General features: G+C 36.7%; 21 protein-coding genes. 19 read left to right on the top strand and 2 right to left on the bottom strand.

Annotation, left to right across the window (positions count from 1 at the left end; all coding sequences use genetic code 11):
* The first annotated feature begins 13 nt into the window (after window positions 1–13).
* Together KDN24_RS05250 and KDN24_RS05255 are read left to right on the top strand one after the other, a co-directional pair.
* On the top strand, window positions 14–259 hold the full coding sequence (locus KDN24_RS05250) for an HPr family phosphocarrier protein (protein WP_409971295.1): 246 nt from the start codon (window positions 14–16) through the stop codon (window positions 257–259).
* An 11-nt stretch (window positions 260–270) separates the two neighbouring features.
* Window positions 271–834, top strand: coding sequence for a glycerol-3-phosphate responsive antiterminator (locus KDN24_RS05255; protein WP_491348331.1), 564 nt, complete (start codon window positions 271–273; stop codon window positions 832–834).
* A 69-nt stretch (window positions 835–903) separates the two neighbouring features.
* On the opposite strand, the gene KDN24_RS05260 is transcribed toward KDN24_RS05255, so the two are convergent.
* Window positions 904–2,052, bottom strand: coding sequence for an acyl-CoA dehydrogenase family protein (locus KDN24_RS05260; protein ID WP_409971297.1), 1,149 nt, complete (start codon window positions 2,050–2,052; stop codon window positions 904–906).
* A 204-nt stretch (window positions 2,053–2,256) separates the two neighbouring features.
* On the opposite strand from KDN24_RS05260, the gene KDN24_RS05265 reads away from it, so the two are divergent.
* The 8 genes from KDN24_RS05265 (at window position 2,257) to KDN24_RS05300 (ending at window position 11,409) form a co-directional block, all read left to right on the top strand.
* Window positions 2,257–2,721, top strand: coding sequence for a PadR family transcriptional regulator (locus KDN24_RS05265; RefSeq protein WP_409971298.1), 465 nt, complete (start codon window positions 2,257–2,259; stop codon window positions 2,719–2,721).
* Window positions 2,722–2,732: 11 nt separating this feature from the next.
* Complete coding sequence (locus KDN24_RS05270) at window positions 2,733–4,472, top strand: ABC transporter ATP-binding protein (protein WP_409971299.1); 1,740 nt, start codon at window positions 2,733–2,735, stop codon at window positions 4,470–4,472.
* A 32-nt stretch (window positions 4,473–4,504) separates the two neighbouring features.
* Entirely contained in the window at window positions 4,505–6,286 is a 1,782-nt protein-coding gene (locus tag KDN24_RS05275; protein WP_409971321.1) for an ABC transporter ATP-binding protein, read from the top strand.
* Between the two features lie 616 nt (window positions 6,287–6,902).
* Window positions 6,903–8,249, top strand: coding sequence for a cytochrome ubiquinol oxidase subunit I (locus tag KDN24_RS05280; RefSeq protein WP_409971300.1), 1,347 nt, complete (start codon window positions 6,903–6,905; stop codon window positions 8,247–8,249).
* The gene (locus tag KDN24_RS05285) at window positions 8,246–9,259 is read left to right on the top strand and encodes a cytochrome d ubiquinol oxidase subunit II (protein ID WP_409971301.1); all 1,014 of its coding nucleotides are present in this window, start codon (window positions 8,246–8,248) and stop codon (window positions 9,257–9,259) included. Before KDN24_RS05280 ends, KDN24_RS05285 begins: the two co-directional genes overlap by 4 nt.
* Before the next feature lie 37 nt (window positions 9,260–9,296).
* Window positions 9,297–9,413, top strand: a complete 117-nt coding sequence (gene cydS, locus KDN24_RS05290) for a cytochrome bd oxidase small subunit CydS family protein (RefSeq protein WP_409971302.1) — start codon at window positions 9,297–9,299, stop codon at window positions 9,411–9,413.
* 114 nt (window positions 9,414–9,527) lie between these two features.
* Window positions 9,528–10,130: a class I SAM-dependent methyltransferase gene (locus tag KDN24_RS05295; RefSeq protein WP_409971303.1), complete on the top strand. Its 603-nt coding sequence runs from the start codon at window positions 9,528–9,530 to the stop codon at window positions 10,128–10,130.
* A 136-nt stretch (window positions 10,131–10,266) separates the two neighbouring features.
* Window positions 10,267–11,409: a trans-sulfuration enzyme family protein gene (locus KDN24_RS05300; protein ID WP_409971304.1), complete on the top strand. Its 1,143-nt coding sequence runs from the start codon at window positions 10,267–10,269 to the stop codon at window positions 11,407–11,409.
* Between the two features lie 64 nt (window positions 11,410–11,473).
* On the opposite strand, the gene KDN24_RS05305 is transcribed toward KDN24_RS05300, so the two are convergent.
* A complete protein-coding gene (locus tag KDN24_RS05305) occupies window positions 11,474–11,845 on the bottom strand; it encodes a DoxX family protein (RefSeq protein ID WP_409971305.1) in 372 nt (123 codons plus the stop codon).
* 235 nt (window positions 11,846–12,080) lie between these two features.
* On the opposite strand from KDN24_RS05305, the gene KDN24_RS05310 reads away from it, so the two are divergent.
* The 9 genes from KDN24_RS05310 (at window position 12,081) to KDN24_RS05350 (ending at window position 22,111) form a co-directional block, all read left to right on the top strand.
* On the top strand, window positions 12,081–13,289 hold the full coding sequence (locus KDN24_RS05310; RefSeq protein ID WP_491348467.1) for a GNAT family N-acetyltransferase: 1,209 nt from the start codon (window positions 12,081–12,083) through the stop codon (window positions 13,287–13,289).
* Window positions 13,290–13,575: 286 nt separating this feature from the next.
* Entirely contained in the window at window positions 13,576–14,232 is a 657-nt protein-coding gene (locus KDN24_RS05315) for a 5-bromo-4-chloroindolyl phosphate hydrolysis family protein (protein WP_409971323.1), read from the top strand.
* Window positions 14,229–15,404, top strand: coding sequence for a toxic anion resistance protein (locus tag KDN24_RS05320; protein WP_409971306.1), 1,176 nt, complete (start codon window positions 14,229–14,231; stop codon window positions 15,402–15,404). The genes KDN24_RS05315 and KDN24_RS05320 overlap by 4 nt, the downstream gene beginning before the upstream one ends.
* Before the next feature lie 101 nt (window positions 15,405–15,505).
* Window positions 15,506–17,758 carry an alpha/beta hydrolase gene (locus tag KDN24_RS05325; RefSeq protein ID WP_409971307.1) on the top strand — a complete coding sequence of 751 codons (2,253 nt, stop codon included), beginning with the start codon at window positions 15,506–15,508 and terminating at the stop codon, window positions 17,756–17,758.
* A gap of 23 nt (window positions 17,759–17,781) precedes the next feature.
* Window positions 17,782–18,015 (top strand): excisionase family DNA-binding protein, encoded by a 234-nt coding sequence (locus KDN24_RS05330; protein ID WP_409971308.1) that lies wholly within the window; start codon window positions 17,782–17,784, stop codon window positions 18,013–18,015.
* 131 nt (window positions 18,016–18,146) lie between these two features.
* Window positions 18,147–18,707, top strand: a complete 561-nt coding sequence (locus KDN24_RS05335) for an FAD-dependent oxidoreductase (protein WP_409971309.1) — start codon at window positions 18,147–18,149, stop codon at window positions 18,705–18,707.
* Between the two features lie 234 nt (window positions 18,708–18,941).
* The gene (locus tag KDN24_RS05340) at window positions 18,942–20,339 is read left to right on the top strand and encodes a M28 family peptidase (protein ID WP_409971310.1); all 1,398 of its coding nucleotides are present in this window, start codon (window positions 18,942–18,944) and stop codon (window positions 20,337–20,339) included.
* Between the two features lie 99 nt (window positions 20,340–20,438).
* Window positions 20,439–21,110 (top strand): response regulator transcription factor, encoded by a 672-nt coding sequence (locus KDN24_RS05345; RefSeq protein WP_409971324.1) that lies wholly within the window; start codon window positions 20,439–20,441, stop codon window positions 21,108–21,110.
* Window positions 21,107–22,111 carry a sensor histidine kinase gene (locus KDN24_RS05350; RefSeq protein WP_409971311.1) on the top strand — a complete coding sequence of 335 codons (1,005 nt, stop codon included), beginning with the start codon at window positions 21,107–21,109 and terminating at the stop codon, window positions 22,109–22,111. The genes KDN24_RS05345 and KDN24_RS05350 overlap by 4 nt, the downstream gene beginning before the upstream one ends.
* Window positions 22,112–22,138: the final 27 nt, after the last annotated feature.

Below are 22,138 nucleotides of genomic sequence, written 5' to 3' on the forward strand. Positions count from 1 at the left end.
TGAGGTGAGCATAATGATAGAAAAAGAGATAACCGTTACGATAGAAAAGGGACTTCATGCCCGTCCTGCCGCTGAACTTGTTAAAAAACTAAATGGATTTCAAAGTATAGTAGAGTTTCATGTCGGTGGAAAAACATATAATCCGAAAAGTGTTTTAAGTATGATGACAGCCTCGATCGGACAAGGAGAGACGATTCGAGTAGTGATAAATGGCAGTGATGAAGAAGAAGTAATCGAACTATTAACTAAATTTTTATGAAAGGTGAGAACATGAGCTTTAATGGTCAAAGAATTATCCCAGCTGTTAAAAACATGAAACAGTTTGAAACTTTTCTTGACAGCAGTTATGAGTATGGTATTTTTCTAGATACTCATATTGCTCAATTAAGACAGGTCTCACAAATGTCAAAAGAGAAAAAGAAGAAAATTCTGATTCACTCTGACCTTGTTCAAGGATTAAAGAATGATGAATATGCGACTGAATACTTATGCCAAGAGATAAAACCATTCGGGATTATTTCAACGAGATCGAATGTCATTTTGAAGGTAAAGCAAAAGGGATTAATTGCTATTCAAAGAGTTTTCATTCTTGACTCTCAAGCACTTGAAAAAAGCTATATGATCTTGAAAAATTCAAAGGCAGATTACGTTGAAATTCTCCCTGGGGTGATTCCTAGCGTCATTAAAGAAATGTCACAAAAGATAGAAATTCCGATCCTTGCAGGCGGACTTGTGCAAACAATCGATGAAATGGCCTGTGCTATAAATGCAGGAGCACTTGCCGTAACCACATCAAGTAGAGAACTTTGGAAAAGAGCTGAAAAAATAAAATAGGGACAGAGGGATAGATTCGTACACCCAGTAAAAATGAAATGGGATAATGAATCTTTTCCCCTGTCCTGCTTACTTAATTGCAGATAAAGCTAATTTTTTGATTGTCATATCGTCCATCGGGGGGTTATGCAAGCCAGCTCTTACATCCCGATAATATCTTTGTAAAGGATTGCTTCGCTGAAGACTTTTGGCGCCGACAATTCTCATTGCTTTATCAACTATCGAGATGGCAGAGTTCGTAACAGCATGTTTGACAGCACCGAGTTCATTTGTAAGATATACTCTTCTTTCTTCATCATCATAAGCCTCTGCAACACTATAGAGGAAATGTCTTGTTTGCATAAGCTCTAAATCAATTTCGCCAATCAATCGCTGTACATTTTCCAACTGGCTAATTGGCCCAGCAATACTATTCGGAGAATGATGATTCGCAAAATGGATGGCATAATCTCGTGCGGCTTGGGCAATGCCTAAATAGCAAGCCGGAATATGGAGAAGCCAGCCATTCAATTCATTCCCTCGTGGCCCTTCAAAAAGTTCAACAAGCATGGAATTAGGAACTTTTACATTTTGGAGAACAAGGTCATGACTTCCTGTACCTCTCATAGAGATCACATCCCATGTTTCTTCAATATTTAATCCCTCTACATTTTTGGATATGAGAAAAAATCCGGTTGTTTGTTTTTTTTCAATCCATGCTGACGTTAGAAAATGTGTTAATACTGGAGACATTGTCGTAAAGTTTTTTCGTCCAGAAATAATCCAATAGTCGCCCTGTTTAATCGCATAAGTTTCAGGACGGCCGCCTCTAGTTGGACTCCCAGTTTGCGCCTCACTCACAGCTCGGTTCACTAAAGCTCCTTTCACAACTTCTTCTGCAAATAAGCTTAGCTGCTGCTCGTTCCAACGCTTATTTTCATAAATCTCACCAACCCCACCAACATGCCAGCCGATAGAAAGTGCCGTATTGGCATCGAAACTTGCAAGTGTTTCTTGGAAAAGAATCATATCATATACTTTCAAACCTTCCCCACCATATTCCTCCGGAAGTGTAATTTTCGAATATCCTAATTTTACCAATTCATGAATATTTTCTTTTGGAAAGATTGCGAGTTCATCCACTTCAGCTGCACGATTTTTAAAGCTTTCTTTTTTACTATGCAGCTTTTCTATCCATAATTTTTGAGTTTTTGTTTTTACAAATAAGCTCCCCAACATTTTCCCCTCCAAAAATGGTTTGAAATCAAAACGTTCTATTTATCATATTCAAAACAATTAATTCCGAGTAGTTTTATTGGAATAAATAATAACGAAGCAAAGTTTGATTGTCAATAATATTTCCTAAAAATTGTAATAGATATATTACGATTGTTAATTAACGATATATCGATTATAATTATCGATATAAAAAGGGGGATTGAAATGAGAAAACGGAGAGGGTTTGTGCAACTGGCTGTTTTGCATTTATTAAAGGAAGAATCGATGCATGGCTATCAAATTATGAAGCAGTTGGAGGAACGATCGAACGGTGCTTATTCAGCAAGCGCTGGAACAGTCTATCCTGCACTTCAAGAATTATTGGAACAACATTTGATTGAATTACATATTGAATCTGATAAAAAGGTTTATTTTATTAATGAAAATGGAAAAAAACGGTTAGATGAATTAAGCAGGAATATGGAAGGCGATTTTTGGACTGAATGGAAAGAGAAGATGATCTGGAAAAATTCCGAAGAGTCGCTACAACTGAGAGCAGCAATGGAGCAGTGGGAAAAAGAATTTCGGAAAGCTGTGAAGCAAGCACGGGGCAATCGTGAAAATGTCCTTGAGTTAATCGCCTTTATCGAAGAAATGACCAATCGTTTAAAAGAGAACAGCAATAAGTAAGGGGAAATTTAATGAAGGCCATAAAAAAATTACTACCATATATGAAGCCATACACCATTTTTGCTATTTTAGGGCCGCTTTTTATGTGTATTGAAGTGGTGATGGATCTTTTACAACCAACGATTATGCAGAAGATGATTGATACAGGCATTGCTAGTCAAGATAATGGCTATGTCATAAAACTAGGACTTTTCATGCTAGTAAGTGCAATCGTTGGATTAATTGGCGGGGCAGGAAGCTCTATTTATGCTGCGAAAGCGGCTGTTCATTTTGCAACAGATATTCGCAAAGATGTGTTTAAAAAGACGGAGCAATTTTCAAATCAAAATATCGACTCATTTGGAACTGGAAAATTAATCACCATTTTGACGAATGATATTACGACGATGCAACAGTCTGTGATTATGACATTACGTATTTTTGTAAGGGGACCATTGTTGTTTATCGGATCGGTTGTAATCGTGTGGATGACAGCTAAAGAGTTATTTCCTATATTACTCGTAGCAATTCCTATTCTGATCTTATTAATCTATTATTTTTCTGTAAAGTCAGGGAAGCTTTATTTGAATGTCCAAAAAGCAATGGATCAGGTGAATACGAAGCTTCAAGAAATGTTAGCCGGTATTCGAGTGATCAAAGCATTTAATCGCCATGATTATGAGAAGAAGAATTTTAAAATTGTAAATGATTTGCTTACGAAACGAAATATGAAGGCTGAACAGCTTATATTAACGTTAATGCCTATTATGATGTTCGTTGTGAATATAGCGATTATCGCGGGACTGTGGATGGGAGCGATAAAGGTAGATGAAGGCACACTTCAAGTCGGCGTCATTTTAGCCTTTATTAACTACTTAAACATTATGATGAATGGATTAATGAGCAGCAGCCACGTATTGATGCAAATTGCGCGTTCTTTTCCTTCCGCTGGGCGAATCGTCCAGACACTTGAAACGAGTATTGATATTACAGAGCCTGAGCATCCTTCTATAAGAAGTGATATACGAGGGGATATAGAATTTAAACAAGTAAACTTTAGCTATAGTAAAAATGGGCAGTATGTGCTTAAAAATATTTCGTTTAAAGCGAGTGTTGGACAAACGATTGGGATTATCGGTTCAACTGGGAGTGGGAAATCAACGCTAGTGAAACTCATTCCGCGCTTGTATGACCCAGATTCAGGAGATATTTTCATAGATGGAGTGAACGTAAAGGAGCTCCCGCTTGAGAAACTCCGTAATGCGATCGGATTCGTTCCACAAAAAGCATTGTTGTTTTCAGGAGCTATCGAGGATAATTTGCGTTTCGGGAAAGAGGATTCAACTACAGAAGAGATGGAGCAAGCTGCACAATCAGCAGCAGCCAATGAATTTATTCATCGGTTCGATGATCATTTCTCTCACCTGCTTATGCAAGGGGCTACAAATCTATCAGGTGGTCAAAAGCAGCGGCTTTCAATGGCCCGTGCCTTTATCCGCGAACCGAAAATTTTAATACTCGATGATTCAACATCAGCAATTGATGCTTTGTCCGAATTAGCGGTGCAACAAGCTTTAAGGGAAGTATATGCCAATACGACTGTATTGATCATTTCATTAAAGATTTCCTCCATTATACATGCAGATCAAATCATTGTGATGGATGATGGGGAAATTGCAGCGATTGGCACACATGATGAATTACTTATACAAAGTAAAGAGTATCGTGATATATATGCTTCACAGAGTGGAAAGAAGGTTGAAAATGTATGAGTAAGTCTGCCGCACAATCGAATTCAAATATTATGAACCGAGTCCGTGGGCCGAGAGGGGTGAGCGTGCCGGTTACAAAGGCAAGGAATCCGAAAGGCACGATGAGACGAATTTGGTTATTTATGGGGAAACAAAAAGCGGCATTAATTGCTTCTGTCATTTTTGTGATCCTTTCTACTTTGTTAGGGCTGCTTGGACCTTATATGATCGGGATGATCATTGATGAATACATTATTCCAAAGAATATAACTGGAACGCTCAAGTTTTTGGCTATACTTACAGCTGTCTATATCGCTACCGCCTTATTTACTTGGCTGCAAACATTTATGATGGTTCGAGTATCATTACAGACGATCAGAAATTTACGGCAGGATTTATTTAATAAGTTTCAAACCTTATCCTTGAAATTTTTCGATAAGCGCACACATGGCGACTTAATGAGCAGGGTGACGAATGATATCGACAGCTTGAATAATGCATTAAGTCAAAGTGTGATTCAAATCTTTTCGGCAGTACTGATGATTTCAGGAGTTACCATTGCAATGTTCTCACTTAATTGGGTGCTAGCCATTGTGACGTTGCTCGTCATTCCATTAATGATGTATACGACGAAAAAATTAATTACGTACAGTGGTAGCCATTTTATAAAAAGACAAAGAGATTTAGGCGAATTAAATGGATTTATTGAAGAAAATATTTCGGGAAATGAAGTCATAAAGCTTTTTGGAAAAGAAGAAAAAATGAATCGCCAATTTTCGGATGTAAATCAACGATTACGTCAATCCGCCATGGCCGCAGATACTGTTTCTGGATTTCTAGGACCTGTTAATAACTTTATTAACAACCTCGGACTTGGACTAGTAATTGCGATTGGAGCTGTACTGACCATTCATGAACTAGCTACAGTTGGAATTATTGCCGCTTTTGTCATTTACTCTCGGCAATTTTTTAGACCAATCAATCAGCTTTCAAATCTATTAAATATGTTTCAGTCAGCGATTGCTGGTGCAGAGCGGGTATTTGAAATTATGGATGAGACGCCAGATTTACAGGATAAAGAGAATGCTATAGCCGTTCATTCTTTCAGAGGCGATGTTGAATTTTCACATGTCTCCTTTCGGTATGAGGAAGGCATAAATATTTTGAAAAATATCCATTTCCAAGTGAAAGCAGGGGAGAAAATTGCCCTTGTCGGACCAACTGGTTCAGGGAAGACAACGATCATTAATTTGTTAATGAGGTTTTATGATGTAACCGCCGGTGAATTGAAGGTAGATGGTCATGATATTCGTGACTATCAATTAAGTGGGCTGCGGAAAAAAATCGGGGTTGTCCTTCAAGATACGTTCTTGTTTTCAGGAACCATTATGGAAAATATTCGCTATGGACGTTTAGAGGCAACAGATGAGGAAGTTATAAATGCGGCAAAAATGGCTTCAGCTCACCAATATATTCAACATTTACCTGATGGTTATCATACACAAATTACTTCCGGTGGAGCTAATTTAAGTCAAGGTCAGCGTCAATTACTAGCCATTGCGCGGGCTATTTTAGCCAACTCAGACATTTTGATTCTCGATGAAGCAACATCTAGTATTGATACAAATACCGAAATAGAAATTCAAAAGGGAATTATTCGCTTAACCGAAGGGAGAACAAGCTTTATTATTGCCCACCGCTTGAAAACGATCGAAAATGCCGATCGCATTCTAGTCATTCAGCAAGGGGAAATCATTGAGTCAGGTACACATCAAGAGCTTTTACAGGAAAAAGGGTTTTATTTCGATATGTATGAGAGCCAGTTTAATATTTGAGGGAATAGCTAGTCTATTTCAGTAGAAACTAGCTGAAACGTCCTTGTATTGCGTTAAAATCATTTATCCAGTTTAAACTAATCTCTCTACTCTAACACAGTGAAAGAAATGTATAAAACGCTTTATAGGTAAGTGTTTTCAAACCTAGTATCAAGAGGCTGCTCAATCATGGTGGTGCTGAAGGACAAGTCTCGTTGGAATTCGTAGTAAAATGTCCATCAAGGTGGTGCTGAAGGACAAATCCCGTTGGAATTCGTAGTAAAATGTCCTTCATGGAGATGATGAAGAACAAGTCTCGGAGGATTACTATAAAATAGGGCTGCCCCAAAGTCATTGAGAAATGGCTTTCGGGGCAGCCTTTTTTTATCCAGTAATAAAGTTTTACTGTCTCCCATACTAAAGCAGGTTTTCAGCTTTAACTTAGTGCAAGCCAAATTTTTCTAATAATATTTAGCAAAAAAGGGAATTTTATTATCAATTGAGTTCGTATGTGGGGAGTGAAGAACATGTATAAAAGACAGGAAAAATTGTTGGTATGGACTGCTTTCACGGTTGCTGGCATTTTGCTGCTGTCGTTGTTGGGAAGGATTTTTGGTAGTTAAGGAGGTGAGGTGGTTTGGGAAATGCGGACGCCGTTTTTTATAGTCGAGTACTAACGGAATTGACATTATCATTCCATATTATTTATGCAACGATAGGTGTTGGCGTTCCATTAATGATTTTCATTGCCCAGTGGATCGGGATTAAAAAGAATGATGAACATTACATATTGCTTGCAAGAAGATGGGCGCGGGGCTTTGTTATTACGGTGGCAGTAGGAGTTGTGACTGGAACAGCGATCGGTTTGCAGCTGTCTCTCTTATGGCCTAACTTTATGGAGCTTGCTGGCAATGTTATTGCCTTGCCATTATTTATGGAGACGTTTGCTTTTTTCTTTGAAGCGATATTCTTAGGGATTTATCTTTACACATGGGATCGGTTTGAGAACCAGAAGAAGCATATGCTGTTGTTAATTCCCGTCGCGGTTGGTGCTTCTTTTTCTGCTTTTTTTATTACGATTGTCAATGCGTTTATGAATGCACCTCAAGGCTTTGATGTAGTGAACGGAGAACTCGTGAATGTGCAGCCGCTTATAGCGATGTTCAATCCTGCGATGCCGACAAAGGTTGCTCATGTCATTGTAACAGCTTATATGACCGCTGCGTTTGTGTTGGCAGCTATTGCTGCTTTTCGCATGCTGAAAGGGTCTGAGCATATTTATCACAAAAAAGCCCTTTATTTAACGATGAAGCTTGGAATGATTTTTTCACTTGTATCAGCGATGATTGGGGATTTTTCGGGAAAATATTTAGCTGAGTATCAGCCGGAGAAATTAGCAGCAGCGGAGTGGCATTTTCAAACAGAAGAGAATGCGCCCCTTATCTTATTTGGGATTATGAAGGATGGCGAAGTGAAATATGCGATTACAATTCCTTATGCATTAAGTATTTTAGCCCATAATAATCCGTTTACTGAAGTTATTGGACTTGACCAGTTTCCAGTTGATGAGACACCACCACTCTATATTCATTATTTATTTAATATTATGGTTTTCATCGGCATGTGGATGGCCTTATTATCTGCCATATTTGTTTATGGATCGATTATTGGCTGGTCTTTTATTCGTTCCAACTGGTTCCTTCGTCTAATTGTGTTAGGAGGCCCCCTAACGATCTTAGCCATTGAAGCTGGTTGGTGGCTCGCTGAGGTAGGTAGACAGCCGTGGATATTGCGGGGATATATGAAAACCGAAGAGGCTGCGACTTCGAGTGGACAGGTTGATCTCATGCTGATGTTGTTTGCAGGGCTATATCTCATATTAGGGATTGGCACTGTTGTCGTATTAAGAAGAATGTTCAAAAGAAACCCTGTTGAAAAAGAATTGGAAGATCGGCGTGTAGGAATGGGTGGTGAAATTCATTGACATTAGAAATCATAGGAATCTCCGTTTTGTGGTTGTTTTTGTTCGGATATGTCGTTGTCGCCTCAATCGATTTTGGTGCTGGAGTGTTCAATGCCTATCATACTCTTTTTGGAAGAGAGCATATACTAACGAATATTATTCAGCGCTATTTATCACCGGTCTGGGAAGTTACGAATGTTTTTCTCGTTTTTTTCTTCGTAGGAATGGTTGGTTTTTTTCCGAAAACAGCTTATTACTATGGGACAACATTGCTAGTTCCAGCGAGCATTTCCATCATATTGCTTGCTATTCGAGGATCGTATTATGCATTTGAGACGTATGGGGCAAGAGGGCATAAAGGGTATAGCTTTATGTATGGTTTGTCAGGTCTGTTCATCCCTGCTTCTTTATCAATCGTCCTCACAATTTCAGAAGGCGGTTTTGTTTCAATGGTAGATGATTCCCCTGTACTAGATTATTGGGCTTTATTTTCAAGCCCTCTCACATGGAGCATCGTTGTACTTAGTTTGACAGCGGTTCTTTATATTTCTGCTGTTTTTTTAACATGGTATGCCAATAAAGCACAGGATGAAAAAGCCACAAATTTATTACGAAAATATGCGCTCATCTGGGCAGGTCCGTTAATGATTACTGCGATTGGCATTGTTATAGAGCTGCGAGGACATAATCCAGAGCATTATTCACGCATGGTTGATTTATGGTGGCTATTTGGCACTTCATTATTGCTCTATATTGGAACCGTGTGGCTCGTTTGGAAAAGAAGAAATTACGGTCTTGCTTTCGGATTTCTTGCTTGCCAATTTGCGTTCGCTTTTTTTGCGTATGGCATTGCCCATTATCCATATCTTTTATATCCGTATTTAACGATGTATGACAGCTTTACAAATGAAGCTATGGCATTTGCGCTCATCGCTGCTTTCATTGCTGGATTATGCTTACTCCTTCCATCGTTATGGCTTCTTTTAAGATTATTCTTATTTAATAAGAGCTATGTGCGTGGGAAGAGCTAATCCTTTTTCTTAATATATTGAAGGAGATGACGTTTTTATGAAAAGTTTTATCATCTTTTTTGCACCATTTGTTTTTCTTGTTGGAGCCCTTGCAATGGCTTTTTGGGTGGGTCCAAATGATAAGGCTGTTCGAGCTGAGAAAGAGGAAAAGTGAAGTGAAAATCTAATTCTTTCTCATAGATGTTTGTCGCAATGAAGAATGATAAAATTATTTGTAAGTAAGGAATCACCAATATCATTTAAATAAAGATTATTTGAGGAGAAACAAATGGATGAGCGGTATATTGATGGATTATTAAATATCAAAACAGGTGAAGAACAACGGGGATTTCATAAGTCCTTCCACTATCATCGGTATGAGCCAACTCCGTATTCTGCTTTAGAATCATTGTTTAATCATTATGAATTAAAAAGTAGTGATCGGGTAGTTGATTTTGGTTGTGGAAAAGGTAGGATCACTTTTTATATGAATTATTTATTTAATGCAGAAGTTGTTGGTGTAGAAATGAATGAAAGCTTCTATCAGGAGGCAGTTGAAAATCGGATTAGATATTTGAGGAAATATAAAAACAGAAAAGATAAGATTCATTTCCAGTGCTGTTTAGCTGAAGAATATGAGATTAATCCGCTTGATAATCGTTTTTACTTTTTTAATCCTTTTACAATCCAAATTTTTCGTACGGTTATTAATAATATATTAGTTTCAATGGAAAATTGTAAGCGGGAAATGGAGCTGATTATCTACTATGGCTCAGACGATTATACGTATTTTTTAGACAATTATACTTCCTTCGAATTGAAAGAAGAGATCATGCTGTCAGGTTACGACCAAAATGTTTATGAGCGATTTTTAATTTATCGATTGGAGTAGAGAAACCAATGATAATTGCTTAATTTAAGAAAATGATAGAAATACTGTCTTGTTTTAACGAAAATTAATTCATATTTAAGATTTTTCTATTATTATATATTTTAATTAGTCAACTATTACAAAGAAGGTGTCTTTTTTGAAAAAAAAGTTTGAAACAGTTGTTTTACATAGTATTGAAAAAAATAAAAGAGCGATTCGCAGTAAAGTTACGCCGATTTATCAAACTTCTGCTTTTACATTCGACGATCTAGATGATTTGGAGCGGTATTACAAAGGGGAAGGCAATTACTTATATTCACGTGTCGGTAATCCAAATACAGATAAATTGGGACAAACAGTTGCAGCACTAGAGGGCGCTCCTGCAGGAGTGGCAACTTCATCAGGGCTTTCTGCCATTTTAGCTGCTGTCCTTGCTGTTGCAAAAAGTGGGGACCATATAGTCGCAGCTGATGATGTATATGGAGGAAGCTTCCATCTATTAAAAGAAGAATTAAATCGACTTGGAATTGAAACAACTTTTGTCTCCTTTATTGATCTTCACAAGGTGGAACAAGCCATCAAGCCAAATACAAGATTGCTTTACACAGAATCGATAACAAATCCGCTTTTAAGAGTAGAAAATCTTGAAGGAGTTGTCGAACTTGCAAAAAAACATCATTTAGTGGCAATGGTCGATAATACATTCGCAACTCCATATCATTGCATGCCTTATCAATTAGGGATTGATTTAATTATTCATAGTGCTACAAAGTATATTGGTGGTCATAGCGATGTTACAGCAGGAGTTGTCGTTGGCAGAAAAGAACTTGTTGAACAGGCAAGGGCAAGAGTTGTGAATTTAGGTGCAAATGTCAGCCCGTTTGAAGCTTGGCTAACATGCCGTGGACTCAAAACACTTGCGTTAAGAATGAAAACTCAATCCTCGAATGCGAGAAAATTAGCTGAAGCTCTGCAAGATAATCCCAATATCGCCCAAGTATACTATCCATTTGAGGAAAACGAATATGGGTTTGGAGCCATAGTCACAATCAAACTAGTGGGAAATATAAATATGAATCAGTTTTTTAAGTCTTTATCGTGGGTGAAAATTGCGCCGACTCTTGCAGGGGTTGAAACAACCGTTTCCCATCCACTTTCAACTTCACATCGTGCATTGCCATTGGAAGCCTGTGAAATATTAGGGATTACGAAAGAGGTTGTCCGAATTTCGGTAGGAATTGAACATCCTGATGATATTATTCTTGTTTTCGAACAAGCGATGGCAAACGCAATGAAATAAAAAGCAAAATAGGCAAATGTATGGAGCCAGTCTTCCGTGTTTTAATTGCGGCATAGACTGGCTTTTATTTCCATTTTTTACTTCCATTAAATAAAATAAAAAGTAAAACGAGCATAACAATGTCTAAACGTGCTTGAAAAGCAAATTGTTCAAAGCCTGTATGAAGGACAGGAACTTTAGTTAAAAGAATGGCCCCTATCATAATCGCGATAAGAGGAATAGACGAGAGTTTAACTTTTTTATTGATTAATATGAGAACACCACAAACTACTTCTAAAATAGCAACCACATACATGAAATAAACCGGAGACGGAAGCCCTAAACGAATAAAATGATTAGCAAGCTCTTCACTCATAAATTTCATTAAACCAGATGTAATAAACACATAAGCAATCATATAGCGAATCAGGCTCATGAATGAAAGAGACGTTTTCATAAAAATCCCTCCTTATAGTAAATATATGCCTGGAAAGGGACAAACAGTCCTTAGAATAAGAAGTCTAACTGCTATAGGTTGGAAGCAGGAAAAATACCTTTAAGTGGAGAATACAAATTTTATTCTCGATTCATAAGGACATATCGTTTTAGTAGAAAAGATTTTTTAGGAGTGGATTGATATAAAAAGTATTATTAGAAAGCTAGAAAAACATGAATTTCCAAGCTTTGTAGAAATTGTTGTCAATGCGTATCCAGGCTTTGCGCAAAACACTGTTGAATTTAAGGAACGGTATACAAACAGTCTTATATCAGTTCAGGAAAATGTTGAATCAATAGATTTCTTTGGGCTTTTTCGTGATGATAAGCTAGTCGGTGGAATGCGAATTCACTATTTTACAATGAATCTTTACGGAAGTATGGTTGCTGCCGGAGGGGTAGGGTTAGTTGCAGTAGATTTACTACATAAAAAAGAAAAGATCGCAAAAGAAATGATTGATTATTTCATTTCGTATTTTAAAGAAAATGGAGCTTCAATTGTGCTGCTGTATCCTTTTAGACCTGATTTTTATAAACAAATGGGCTTTGGTTACAGCACAAAAATGAATCAATACAATATCGAGCCTTCAAGCTTCCCAAAAGTGCTGAAGAAAGAAGGGCTAACTTTTCTTAACGCTTCACATAAAGAATTGATAATGAATTGTGCGAACAAATATGCAAAAGCGAATCACGGAATGATCTTGAAAACAGAAAATGATGTTGAAGTTATGTTCAAAAATCCTGACCATAAAATAGTTGGTTTTATTGAAAACGACATATTACAAGGCTATTTAATATTTACTTTTAAAAATGTCAGCCAAGATAATTTTTTAATCAATCATCTTATCATAAAAGAATTTATTTATGAATCACCAAAGGCGTTAACGCAATTATGCGGTTTTCTTAACAGTCAAGCAGATCAAATTGATCGTATTGTTTTGAATACGCAAGACGATGATATCCAGTATTTAATTCGTGATCCGAGAAATGGGAGCAATCATTTAATTCCAAGTGTGTATCATGAAACGAATACATCTGGAATCGGGTTGATGTATAAGATTATTAATATCGAGGCATTTTTCAAACAGCTTCCATCAGGTCACTTTAGTGATCTTACTTGTGAAATAGGCTTAATAATCCACGATACTTTTCAATCAAATCAGCCGCAAAAATGGCTGCTTTCATTAGAAAAAGGATGCTTATCAATAGAAGAGAATGATCAACATGAAACTGAAATAGAAATGGAACTAGATATTGCGGACTTCTCCTCTCTTGCGATGGGAACAATCGATATAAATAAATTGTATCAATATGGGAGGGTAAAGATAAGAAAACCAGAATATGTAACCATTATAAAGAAACTGTTTAACCATGTACAAAAACCTATTTGTACCACTTCATTTTAAGTACGTGCTATTAGTGAGCAAATTTCTATTTATAAATGACGTAAGGTATATTTTTATTTGGAAGATTGCCTTGCGTTTTTTATTTGTGAAAAAAATTCATCTAAGACTCAAGTCCTAGAAAAGATTAAGGTCTCAGACTATGGAGAGAATGTTATTTATCGTGTATTGTTATAAATAACAAGGAAAATTGTATATATTGAATGAATGAAAAGTATTCATAAATTGAAACCTGCTATTTGTTTATTCGTATATATAATTAAGGACTGAAGTAAGGAGTCGATTGATGATGAATCAATTTTTAGCATTTCTTATCCGAATATTAATCACCATACCTACAAGTGTAACGATTTGGCTAATAAGTTTTTTTGCCTTTGATAAGACCTTTTGGCTATCTGGTGCTATAGGGTTGGGGGGAGGAATTTTTACTTTTTGGCTAATCGGCATCATTTTGAAGTCACGCTATTTGAAAAGGCATCAGCTATCGAGAAAAGAATATCAATATATTAAGAAGAATTTAGATGAAGCAAAGCATAAAATGAATCGTATGCATAAAGCATTAATGTCGATTCGTCATCTTCCGACTTTAAAACAAAGAATGGAATTTGTTCGTGTTACTCGAAAGATATATAGGTTGACAAAAAACGAACCAAAACGTTTTTATCAAGCGGAACGATTTTATTTTTCCCATCTTGATTCGGCATTGGAATTATCGGAAAAATATGTTTTCTTATCTGGACAGCCGAAAAAGACATATGAGCTTGAGCAATCATTGAATGAGACTCGCCATACACTTTCAGAACTTATTCATTTAGTGGAAGAAGATCTATATAAAGTCATTGAAGATGATATTGATAATCTAAACTTTGAAATAGACGTGGCAAAGCATTCGATTAAAACAATTAAGGATTCAAGATTGAATAATGAAAGCAGGCGATTTAAATGAACGAAAACAATCCGTCTTTATTAAAAAACACGAGTGATGCAAACTTAATGGATGACTTGCTTGCCAATCCGTTTGGAGAAAGCAAAGAGTTGCCGAATATGACAACGATTAAGGAAGAAAAACCTGTTAAATTAATTGATGTGATTCCAGAAGAAAATAGGAAAAAAGCCATCCAGCTTGCGGAACAAATTGATCCCAAAAATCATCAGGCGATGATATCATATGGAACTCCTGCGCAGACAAAGCTATTATCATTCTCTGAGACAATGCTTGCCCATGTACAGAAGAAGGATGTAGGCGAAGTTGGGGAAATCATTAGCGAATTAATGAAAAAATTTAATGATGTAAATCCAGATGATTTAAGAGCGGAACCCCCATCCTTTTTGGCGCGGATGTTTGGCAAAATTTCAGGAACAATTCAAGAGACATTGTCCAAATATCAAAAAACGGGTGCCCAAATTGACAGAATCAGTGTGAAATTAGAGCGAAGCAAAAACTTATTATTATCTGATGTTGTCATGCTTGAAAAACTTTACGAGAATAACAAAGAATATTTCCACGCATTAAATGTGTATATTGCTGCAGGTGAAATTAAGTTAGAAGAACTACATGATAAAGTAATTCCTGCGATGAAACAAGATGCACAAGTATCTAATGATCAAATGAAATTTCAAGAAGTAAATGATATGCTTCAATTCGCTGATCGATTAGATAAGCGTCTTTACGATTTAAAGCTGAGCAGGGAAATTACGATTCAAAGCGCACCGCAAATTCGTTTAATTCAAAACACAAACCAAGCGTTAGTGGAAAAGATCCAATCATCTATCATGACAGCAATTCCGCTTTGGAAGAATCAAGTTGCAATTGCTTTAACATTAATTAGACAGCGTCATGCTGTCGAAGCACAAAAGCAGGTTGCGAAAACAACGAATGAGCTGCTATTAAAAAATGCTGAAATGTTAAAAACAAATACAATTGAAACAGCAAGAGAAAATGAACGTGGACTCGTTGATATCGAAACATTGAAGAAGACTCAAGAAAATCTAATTTCCACACTTGAAGAGACATTAAGAATACAAGAAGAAGGTCGTCAAAAACGTCGTCTGGCAGAACATGAACTTGCCTCAATGGAAAGTGAATTAAGACAAAAACTACTTGAAATTAAAGGATAACTGAATATTACTTAATTTTACAGAAGCTCTTTTACATATTAAGAAGGGCTTCTTATTTTTTGAGCAAATCTTTTTCAGGCTTATCTAAGGAGGAGAAAAAGATGGAAATTAAGAATGAGAATACCCCAATAATAATAAGAAGGGTGAGAGAAAAAAGAATAAAAATAAAACCTTTAACTATAGGATGGATGGGAGCTTCAATTGTTCTATTAATCGTCGTATTGTCGCTCTTTATTATTCAAATGCATTATTTATTGTGGGATCGTGGCTTTATTGATTTTACTGTAGGGACTCTTTTATTTATAGCAGCTGTTGTATTAATAAGCGGAGTCATCACACTGCTCTTACATGGAATGAAGAAAGTGCCGAGTCGCTATCTTTGGTTATTTTTTAGCTCAATTGTGCTTCTTTCTATTTGTTTCGTTGGACCTGTAACGGTTTCAATTACCGTTGTTCTGTCCATGATCATTGGGGTATCGATATGGGGTGCTTTATTCTATTTGTTTATGAAGGGGAGCTTTAAAAGGTGGACAAAATTAAAGAAAAATATAGCTAGTAGCTTATTTGTGACAATATCGATCGCTTTAGGTTTAATAGGTTACTGGCTTATTCAAGATGGTAACGCAGGCGTGGCTGGAGTGACAATTCAAGAATTGAAAACCAATTCGCGCTATGATAACCATTTTTTGAAAAGTCCGCTAGAGAAAGGACCTTATCAAGTTCAAACTATTACATATGGTAGCCAAAACAGTTACCGAAAAGAGTTTAATCAGCCTAATTCTCTCATAACAGAAACGGTCGATGGCTCGGCTTTTGTAGAGAAATGGTCCTCATTAAGAACGAAGACGGTTGGTTTTGGACCAGAAGCAATGCCATTGAATGGGACAGTCTGGTATCCAGAAGGCAGCGGTCCTTTCCCATTAGTTGTAATTGTCCATGGAAATCATAAGATGACCAATTATTCTGATCCAGGATATGATTATCTCGGGGAACTGCTTGCAAGTAGAGGTTATATTTTTGTTTCGTTAGATGAAAATTATCTAAATTCCTCACCATATGACGATATGTTTGTCATTAATCCTTTAGTGAAGGAAAACCCAGCAAGAGGGTTTATCATACTTGAGCATCTTAGAAAGTGGAAGGAGTGGAATCTTGATAAAGACACTCCATTTTATCAAAAGGTTAATATGGATCAAATAGCCCTTATTGGTCATTCAAGAGGGGGAGAAGGCATTGCCATTGCTGCTGCTTTTAATAAATTAAGTCATTCCCCTGACAATGGAAATATAAAATTTGATTATCATTTTAATATTCGTTCATTAATATCGATAGCGGGGACAGATGGTCAATACAAGTCTTCTGGGAAACCAGTTTCTCTAGAAAATGTGAATTTCTTGGCATTGCACGGAGCTCATGATATGGATGTAAGTACATTTGATAGTACCAGTCAATATCATCGAATAAGCTATACAAATGAGGAGGATTTTATTAGTTCCGCGGTCTATGTTTATGGAGCAAATCATGGACAATTTAATCGTCGTTGGAATCGGGGCGATGGATTAGGGGTGGGAAATCAGCTTTTTAATTTGAATCAAATTATATCGCGAGATGAGCAAGAAAAGCTTGCCAAAGTATTCATTTCTGCTTTCTTAGATGCCACATTGAAGAATGACAATGAATACAAAGATATCTTTAAGGACATTGGCTATGCGAAAGAATGGCTTCCAGAAACAATGTATATAAGCAATTATAAAGATTCGAAGACAAATTTCATTTCGACATATGCCGAAGATATCGACCTACAAAGTACAACGATTCCTGGAGGGAAGCTTGACGGAGAGAATTTACAGGAATGGAAGGAAGAAAAGGTGAAAATGAAATATGGTGATAGTGAAGTGAATGCTGTAAAGTTAGGTTGGGACCGTAGCAAGAATTCGGAAACTGCCGTCTACAGTGTTGTCCTGCCACAAGAAAGCATAACGATTACGGAAAAAAGTGCGATTGTCTTCTCAATAGCAGATAGTAGTGAACGTAATTCTGCTCCCTCTCTTGAAAATTTGGTCGATCTAACCGTTAAAGTCGAAGATGAAAAAGGGAATAAAGCTAGCCTGCCTTTAAGCCATATTTCAAAACTAGTACCGATGGTGGAAGGAAAGCTGTTAAAATGGCCATTTGCCAGTCTAGGAGAAACGAAGGAACCCATATTTCAACACTACAGCTTCGAATTAACTGAATTCAAACAGGTAAATAATCAGTTTAATCCAATGGAATTGAAGAAGGTAAGTTTTGAATTTGATTTAATCGAGGCAGGTACTGTCTTAATGACTGACATTGGAATCCGAAATGAATCATAATCAAAATAGAGGTGAAAGTAAAAATGTATTTAACAGTAGAAGAAACGGCTGAATATTTATCGGTTTCAGTATCCTATATCGAAAATTTAATCTTACAAGGTAAAATACGTGTTTTGCATGATGGTGATGGTGTTGTCTTAGTATATAAGGAACAGTTCAAAACGCATTTTCAGCAGCTTGAGAAATATAAAATGTTAGTAAAGGAATTGGAGAATGAACCAATTCCAGAAGATAAAGATATAAAAGATGAAGACTAGAAAGCTAGAATGAAAAATCCAGTCAGGGGATACAATACCATTGGATATTTAATGGCAAGTCACATTGTTTTACAATCATTCTTATGTAGGATACTCTATAATTAGATACATAATCAAAGGAGGATGAAACCATGTACGATATTACGATTATCGGAGCTGGTCCTGCAGGTGGAAGTGCAGCATTATTCGCAGCAAAGGCAGGAAAAAAAGTATTAGTCATTGATAATGAAAAAAGTGTTACGAAAAGGGCTTGGTTGGAAAATCATTATGGGATTATGGAAATTTCAGGTCCTGAGTTAATAGAAATCGGCAAGAAACAAGCAGCGAAATTCGGTGCTGAACTTATTGAAGGAACAGTTGCAAACGTTGAGAAGACTGATTCAGGTTTGACAGTTCAAACAGAAAAGGAAAGCTACGACACAAAGCATGTTATTTTTGCAACTGGCATGATGGCAGACCTTGCAGAAAAAGTTGGAATAACAACAAAGCCAGGTACTGAGCCACGAATCAAAACAATTATTGATGTTCAAGCAGATGGAAGAACAAATATCGATGGCATTTGGGCTGCTGGAACCATTGCTGGTGTAAGCATGCATACGATTATTACAGCTGGCGACGGTGCAAAGGTGGCAATAAATATCGTAAGCGAGCTAAACGGTGAGCGTTACGTAGATCATGATATGATTAAATAAACGACATCCATCCATAAGGCTAGTTTCTCCCTAATGAATAGGGAGGAGCTAGCCTATTTTAATGCAATCAAATTGTAATAAATATGCTTTACTTCCTGTGTTCTTTCTCCCTATTCCTTCAAATCTATGAAGAAATAGAAATTTAAGACTAGTAATAAACAGTAGTAATTTACCTTATTTGAATATTCGTAATAATATAATATTAATGAGAAAATAAATATTAGGAGGGATTCTATGAAAAAACCAATCTTATCTTTTGCTCTGGCAACGACATTAGCATTTGGAGCAATCGGCTCGCAAGCTGTAATGGCAAAACCAGTTCAGTCAGCAGAAAATCAAGCAGCGAAAGTGTTTGATCACAAAGTAATTAAGAAAATTCAGGCGGATAATATTTACAGTACTATTGCGAATCTATCAAAAACGCCAAGGGTAGCAGGAACAGAGACTGAAGATAATGCAGTACAGTATGTGAAAAAGCAATTTGAGTCATATGGTTATGAAGTAGAAATTCAACCGTTTCAATTTTACGGTTATACACCTCCACATACGACAGAACTTTCAGTAGATGGTCATACTAGCCTCAGCCCAAATCCATTTACATATACAGTAAGTGGAAATGTGAATGGTGAGCTAGTATACGCAGGCTTAGGAAAGCTTGATGAGCTTAATAGTTTGGACTTAACTGGTAAAATAGCGCTTATAAAGCGAGGGGATATTAGCTTCGCAGAAAAAGTATTAAATGCAGCTGAAAAAGGGGCAGTAGGCGTCATCATTTTTAACAATACAGCAGGGGCGGTAAATGGAACACTTGGTGAAGCAAACGATCACTATGTACCGGCAGTTTCTTTAACGAAAGCGGACGGTGAAGCTCTGCTGGACAAGCTAGTTAATGGAGAAAAGTTGAATGCAACATTGAAAATCGAAGGTGCAAGAGCAGGTGAAAGTACTTCGCATAATGTGATTGCAACGAAAAAACCGACGAATAAAAAGAAAGATACAAATAATATCATTGTCGTCAGTTCACACCATGATTCCGTCGAAGGAGCTCCAGGTGCCAATGATAATGCCTCTGGAACAGCGATGACACTTGAACTTGCACGTGTATTTAAAAACGTTCCGACTGATACAGAAATTCGCTTCATTACATTTGGGGCTGAAGAGCTTGGATTAATTGGGTCAACTCACTATGTGAACAATCTATCTGAAGATGAAATTAATCGTACAATCGCAAACTTTAACCTCGATATGGTAGGAAGCAGAGACGCGGGAGATCTCGTTATGCTTACACTCGATGGCCAGCCTAATCTTGTCACAGAGCTCGCACAAAATGCTAGTACAAGGCTAAAAGGGATAGCTACACCATATGGACAAGGTGGTCGAAGTGATCACGTTCCATTTGCAGAAGTTGGTATTCCAGCTGCATTATTTATCCATAGCCCGACAGAGCCTTGGTACCATACACCTGAGGATTCCATTGATAAAATTAGTAAAGAAAAACTTCAAGACGTAGCAGAAATTGTTGCAGCAGCCGTTTATGAACAAGCCCAATTCGATAATATGGGACCGAAACCGAAAAAAGGGAAGAAAGAAAAAGCTAAAGCTGATTTCTATCACGAAAAAGATGTAAGATAAATAAAGAGCCAGTCCTTCAGCATATTTGAAGGGCTGGCTTTTTACTTTCTCCATAACTCTATTATAATATAAGTAAAAACATAAGGTGCTATGAAGATGATAAAAGTAATGATAATTGAAGATGATAGTAAGCTTCGAATGATTATGAGTGAGTACTTAAATAAGTGGAATTTTGAATCAATCGTGATTAGTAACTTTGCAAGTATAGATAAGCAAGTTTTAGAAGGTAAACCTGATTTAATATTATTAGATATTAATCTACCAAGTTACGATGGCTTTTATTGGTGTAGGAAGATTAGGCAAGTATCTAATATTCCGATCATTTTTATTTCATCGCGTACAGAGAATATGGATATTGTTATGGCAATGAATGTAGGTGGAGATGATTTTATTCAGAAGCCGTTTTCTTTAGAAGTGCTTGTTGCTAAAATGAATGCTGTACTTCGAAGAGTAAATCAAAATACAAACAATGAGAAAGAAATGATTAAGGTTGGAGAGCTTGCCTTAAATCTTGGCAATGCGGTAGCAGCATACGAAGAAAAGGAAGTTGCCCTAACGAAAAATGAGTTTCAAATATTATTTTTGCTGATGAGAAAGAGTGGACAAATTATCTCTAGAGACGAAATCATGAGAGCGCTCTGGGAGGATGAGCAATTTATTGATGATAATACATTGACTGTCAATATAAATCGACTTCGAAAGAAGCTCGAGTCTGTTGGACTAAGAGATGTAATCTTAACAAAAAAGAGACAAGGATACATATTGCAATGACATTTTCATCCTATTTACGTTCGCAAAAATGGCTCATTCTCATGTATGTATTGCTGATGATTTTTTTTAAACTGGTTACGTTATTAGATCCAAATGTGTCTATTCATATTACGAATCTCCTTTACATTGAAGGAATTGCTTTAGTCCTTTTTATTGTGTACTGTTGCTTTGATTACTATCGGAAAAAAGCTTTTTATCAGGAGCTGCAAAGACGTAGTGAAATAGATAAGTATCTTCATTTTCCAGAAGCGGCAAATGAAGAAAATAAGCTGGTCATTCAATTATTAAAAAATCAACAAGAGAAGCATTTGCAAAAAATAGAAGCTATTCAATTAGAAAGAAAAGAATGGCAGGAGTATATGACTACCTGGTTCCACGAGATAAAAACGCCAATTGCGGTTAGCCGCCTAATTTATGAAACAGGCGGCAGCCTAGAGAGCTTAGAAGAAGAAATGGACAAGATTGAACATTTTATTGAGCAGGCACTTTATTTTTCGAGATTAAGTGATTTTCATAAAGACTATCTGATTCAGGAAATCGACCTTGAGCGAATCGTTAAAGAAGCAGTGAAAATGCATACGAAGACATTTTTAGCCAAAAAAATAGCCATTCATCTTGAAGTGCCGAAATTTGAAGTGCTGACAGATAAAAAAGGCATTCTTTTAATTTTGAATCAAATCCTATCCAATTCACTAAAATATACAGGAAAGAACGGTTCGATTTCTATTATAGTCGATAAACATGAGCGAACGTTGCGGGTTAAGGATAGTGGGATAGGGATTGAGCCTGAAGATTTGCCGAGAGTTTTTGAGAGGGGTTTCACTGGAAAGAACGGTAGAGAAGAGCATTCTTCAACAGGAATGGGTCTTTATTTAGCAAAAAAGACAGCAGAAAAACTTGGGCATGCCGTTTCGATAGCATCTGAAAAAGCTAAGTTTACTGAGGTTGTTCTTTATTTTCCAGAAACAGAGGATCAATTTTATCAAATCGAAAAACTGTAAAAAGGCGAAGAAAATCCCCATTTTCAT

It is taken from the genome of Cytobacillus sp. Bva_UNVM-123 (assembly GCF_046351715.2).
Lineage (GTDB): Bacteria > Bacillota > Bacilli > Bacillales > Cytobacillaceae > Cytobacillus.